The sequence below is a fragment of the Paenibacillus sp. 01L418 genome (assembly GCF_056400045.1).
This window is the reverse complement of sequence record NZ_JBFTSN010000508.1, coordinates 1-4,170: the sequence shown is the minus strand read 5'-3', so window position 1 is coordinate 4,170 and position 4,170 is coordinate 1. Positions and strand designations below refer to the sequence as shown.

Here is a 4,170-nt window from a genome sequence, read left to right as displayed (position 1 = left end):
GGGCTCGACAATATGTGGATTGGTTTGGATGATTGGCAGGAAGGGTTTATTAAACCTGCGTTTGTCAAAGAGGCAGAAAGTCTTGGTTATTTAATTGGCACCTATGACTCGTATCATTCAATCCATGAACCAGGAAAAGAGAAATGGACGACGGCTAAGTTTAAGGATACTTCCCTTTACGAGCATGCGACGGTGACCGATAAGAATGAGAGAAAAATTGTAGGGTTCCAAGAAGAAGGCAGAAAGCTCAACCCAACGCTTGCCTTGCCTAGTGTAGAAGAAAGAGTAACATCGATTTTCAATACTGGTCTAGCTTTTAACTCATGGTTTCTAGATACGGATGGTACTGGAGAAATCTTCGATGACTATTCGCCAGAGCATGTGACTACGGAAGAAGAAGATATTCAGGCTAGAATAAAGCGAATGGCGTATTTGCAAAAAGAATGGAAGCTGGTCGTTGGAACAGAGGGTGGCAACGATTTTGCTAACCAAACGGTTGCTTTTGCGCATGGAATAGAGACGCCATCATTCTCATGGATGGATAAGGATATGAGCACAAATAAAGAAAGCGAATATTATGTAGGAAGATATTATTCGAGCAACGGCGGAGTTCCCGAACTATTTGCTAAGCAAATACCGTTAAAGGACAAGTACAAGAAGCTGTTTTTGGATACTAGCTACACGATCCCATTGTATAAGTTAGTTTACAACAATTCCGTGATCACGACTTATTGGTGGGGCTGGGGAACTTTAAAAATAGAAGATGAAATTTCGAATCGAATGCTGTATGAAATTCTTTATAATGTGCCTCCGTTATATCATCTAGATAAACATGAGTGGGAAAAACATAAGGAAACCATAGTGAATCATTCTAAGGTATGGTCAAGCTTTAGTAAAAAAGCGATAAAAGAAGAAATGACGAATTATAAGGTTCTAACAGAGGACAAACTCGTTCAGATGACGGAATATGGTAAAGCGTTGAAAGTAGTGGCTAACTTCTCGGAAGCTTCTTTTAACTTTCAAGGCGAGGTGATACCAGCGAAATCAGCGCTAATCCTTGATGGAAATGATAAAACGATTTATACACCGAAAGAGCCCACAAAGAAATAAAAAAGGAATGGGCTCTAATTTTCAGCTTTATTTATAGAGATTTCAACGATTTTTGTTTTCTTTTCAGTTGAAGTATACCAGTGTTTCACGGCTTCATAATCTGATGATGCTAAATCAGCCGACTCGATCATAAACCGATCTTTCTCGATCCATTGATAGCCGAGTATAGGCCAGATTGGAGTAGACATGTATTCGTTCGTTAACGCTGTAGATTCAAAAGGTATTTTTTCCATAGTTAATAAATCAACAGCAATCAGCGTATGACGAACAATTTCTCCGCCTTCGCTATAACCGTATCGTAACAGCAGCTCTGTTTTATCCGGAGATAGTTGATAGTCTTGAAAAATGCCGTCACCCAAAGCGAGACTTGTAATTGTGGAGTTGCTTTCCTTCACTAAAATGGTTGAACATTGCTTATTTCCACAACTGTACTTTAACAATATGAAATGTTCTTGAGTGGAGAGAGTGAGCGCTTCTGATTGGGTCCGCTCGATTTCGGTCTTGCTATCCTCTTGCGATTGTAAATATTGCTTATACGGAGGAATAGCGTTAATCTTTAGCTTTAAGTTTTCTCCATTTTCGTCTTTGACTATGAGTGTATCAGATGAATTCTCGGATGGTTTCTGTTCAATGGAAATGGACTTTTTTAATGGATCAGTTTGAAGACTTTTTATGATAAATAACACAGCTGTTGCGATTATCAAAAGAATAAGAAGAGGTAGCAGTAATTTTTTTCTCATCTAGTTTTGTCTCCACTTTAATTAATAATGAACTACAATTCTAAACGAAGATTTTTGCTCGTATGTTGCAGGCTATTGTGATTCATATTCTTCTACGAAATAGGAGAGAGAGGTTTCCCGTGAGTTTATCGAACTTGAGGGAAGCCTTTTTTTCATTGATGCAGTATTCTCCCGAGCAAATACAAGCTTCATAAAAAACACTTTACAACATGCCTAGGTTAGCATATATTTTACTCATACCAAAAAAAGTTTCCTAAGGTAAACTAATTGTCCTTAAGTAAAATAAATTTTTTTTATTAATAATTTTGCTCTAGGGCAAAATTAATCCCTTATATTAACATGGAGGTGAATCGAATGGTATTTGATCCAAATCAGCAGTTCTCAAGACGAAACATCCTTAAGGTCGGAGCTGCCGGCGTACTAGGTGTGATCGGAGGCAGTTTCTTAAATACAAGTGCATTATTTGGCAGGTCTGCTCATGCGATGGGGAAGGAAGAAATGCATCATACGCTCAAAGACCAGATGAAACAAGGGATGGCGCATGGTTATGATCCGGGAACCGATTCAACGCCGGGGCTTGAAGCGGCAGTAAAAGCATTAACGGCTTTTGATTACGGGGTCGTTAGTACTTCTCCAGATGGCAGGACGATTAGAGAATACGATATACAGGCATGGGATGCTGAGGTGGAAATAGCGAAGGGCATTAAATTTCCAGGATGGACATTCAACGGCACGATTCCAGGGCCGACACTTCGTTGTACGGAGGGAGATATCGTACGAGTCAAGTTCGGGAACGGGTCCGCGCACCCGCATTCCATACATTTTCACGGTATTCATCCAACCCACATGGATGGTTTAGAGCCTATTTCGACGGGCAGTGAATTTGTGTATGAATTTGAAGCCAAGCCAGCAGGGCTGCAGCCCTATCACTGTCATGTTCCTCCGCTGATTAGACATATTCACAAGGGCCTATATGGTCACTTCATTATTGATCCTAAGAAACCAAGGAAACCTGCAAAAGAGCTAAGTATGGTCATGAATGGCTTTGATCTGGACTTAGATGGCGAAAACGAGGTTTACACGGTCAATGGCTACGCATTTGCGTACCAATCTAGACCGATTAAGGTGAAAACGGGTGAGCTGGTTCGTATTTATTTAAGTAATTTAACGGAATTTGATCCGATTAACTCCTTTCACTTGCATGCTAATTTTTTTCACTATTATGCCACCGGCGCTGACCCAGATGCGAGGCCGCAATATACAGATACGATTATGCAGTGCCAAGGGGAGAGAGGCATCATTGAAGTTACGTTTCCCGCTCCTGGAAAATATATGTTCCATGCTCATCAAAGTGAGTTTACGGAGCTCGGCTGGATGGGATTTTTTGAAGTCGGTTAAGTAGAGGGGGTGTGCGATGTGCAAAGTGAAATAATAAATAAAAAGCTGGGTAAAAAAGCAGTCTGGCTGCTTGGCATAATGCCCTTGCTGCTACTGGCTGGCTTGATTTCTGTTATCGCTTCATGGGGTACAGGTGTAGAAGAACAGCAAGCGGCTCCGATTGAAGTGCTCAATTTTGAACGTATTATTTTGACGGATGATGGATTTGAAGTTCGTATACTTAATTCTGGGCCAAAGGAGCTGACGGTTGCTCAAGTTGTTGTCGATGATTCTTTTTGGAATGCTTCCTACTCACCTAGTTCTACGCTTGAGAGATTCGGCAGCTCGACGATCTATATTCCTTATCCTTGGGTGGAGGGAGATCCTCATCAAATTAAGCTTATCACCTCTAACGGACTAATATTTACAGGGGATGTACCTGCTGCAATGAAAACGCCAACTGCCGATACCAATCGATTTCTACAATATTCACTAATAGGTTTTTATGTCGGTATCGTTCCAGTTGGGCTGGGATTGTTATGGTATCCTTTTATGCGTCGCTTCTCAAGCAAAGGCATTCAGGCGGTATTGGCATTTACAGTTGGACTTTTATTTTTTCTTGCTGTGGATACCATACAAGAAGGATTAGAGCTTGGTGCGGAAGCACCCGGCGTATTTCAAGGCACAGGCCTAGTCTGGTTCGGAGCGGCATTAAGCTTCTTATTCCTCATAGCCATTGATCAGACGAAATCCAAAAAGGCAATCCAGCATAATGATCCTGGCAAGCAGGTATCCTTCAAAATCGCGAGTGGAATAGGTCTCCATAATCTCGGTGAAGGGCTTGCGATAGGTGCTGCTTTTGCCGCGGGTGAGGCTGCGCTTGGATCCTTCCTTATTATTGGGTTCACGCTGCATAACATTACTGAAGGGATTGGCATAGCGG

4 protein-coding genes are annotated in these 4,170 nt (G+C 41.5%); 3 read left to right on the top strand and 1 reads right to left on the bottom strand.

Features of this window, described 5'->3' with window-relative positions; all coding sequences use genetic code 11:
* The coding region (locus AC1DSE_RS31550) for a glycoside hydrolase (RefSeq protein WP_477528781.1) at nucleotides 1–1,110 on the top strand (1,110 nt) is incomplete at its 5' end.
* Between the two features lie 14 nt (nucleotides 1,111–1,124).
* Here the strand turns inward: AC1DSE_RS31550 and AC1DSE_RS31545 are convergent.
* Nucleotides 1,125–1,850: a hypothetical protein gene (locus AC1DSE_RS31545; RefSeq protein ID WP_477510272.1), complete on the bottom strand. Its 726-nt coding sequence runs from the start codon at nucleotides 1,848–1,850 to the stop codon at nucleotides 1,125–1,127.
* A gap of 534 nt (nucleotides 1,851–2,384) precedes the next feature.
* Between AC1DSE_RS31545 and AC1DSE_RS31540 the strand changes: the two genes are divergently transcribed.
* Both AC1DSE_RS31540 and AC1DSE_RS31535 read left to right on the top strand, forming a co-directional pair.
* Nucleotides 2,385–3,248 (top strand): multicopper oxidase domain-containing protein, encoded by an 864-nt coding sequence (locus AC1DSE_RS31540; protein WP_372239017.1) that lies wholly within the window; start codon nucleotides 2,385–2,387, stop codon nucleotides 3,246–3,248.
* A gap of 18 nt (nucleotides 3,249–3,266) precedes the next feature.
* Nucleotides 3,267–4,170, top strand: a 904-nt coding sequence (locus AC1DSE_RS31535; protein ID WP_477528780.1) for a ZIP family metal transporter, incomplete at its 3' end; no start/stop codon positions are given.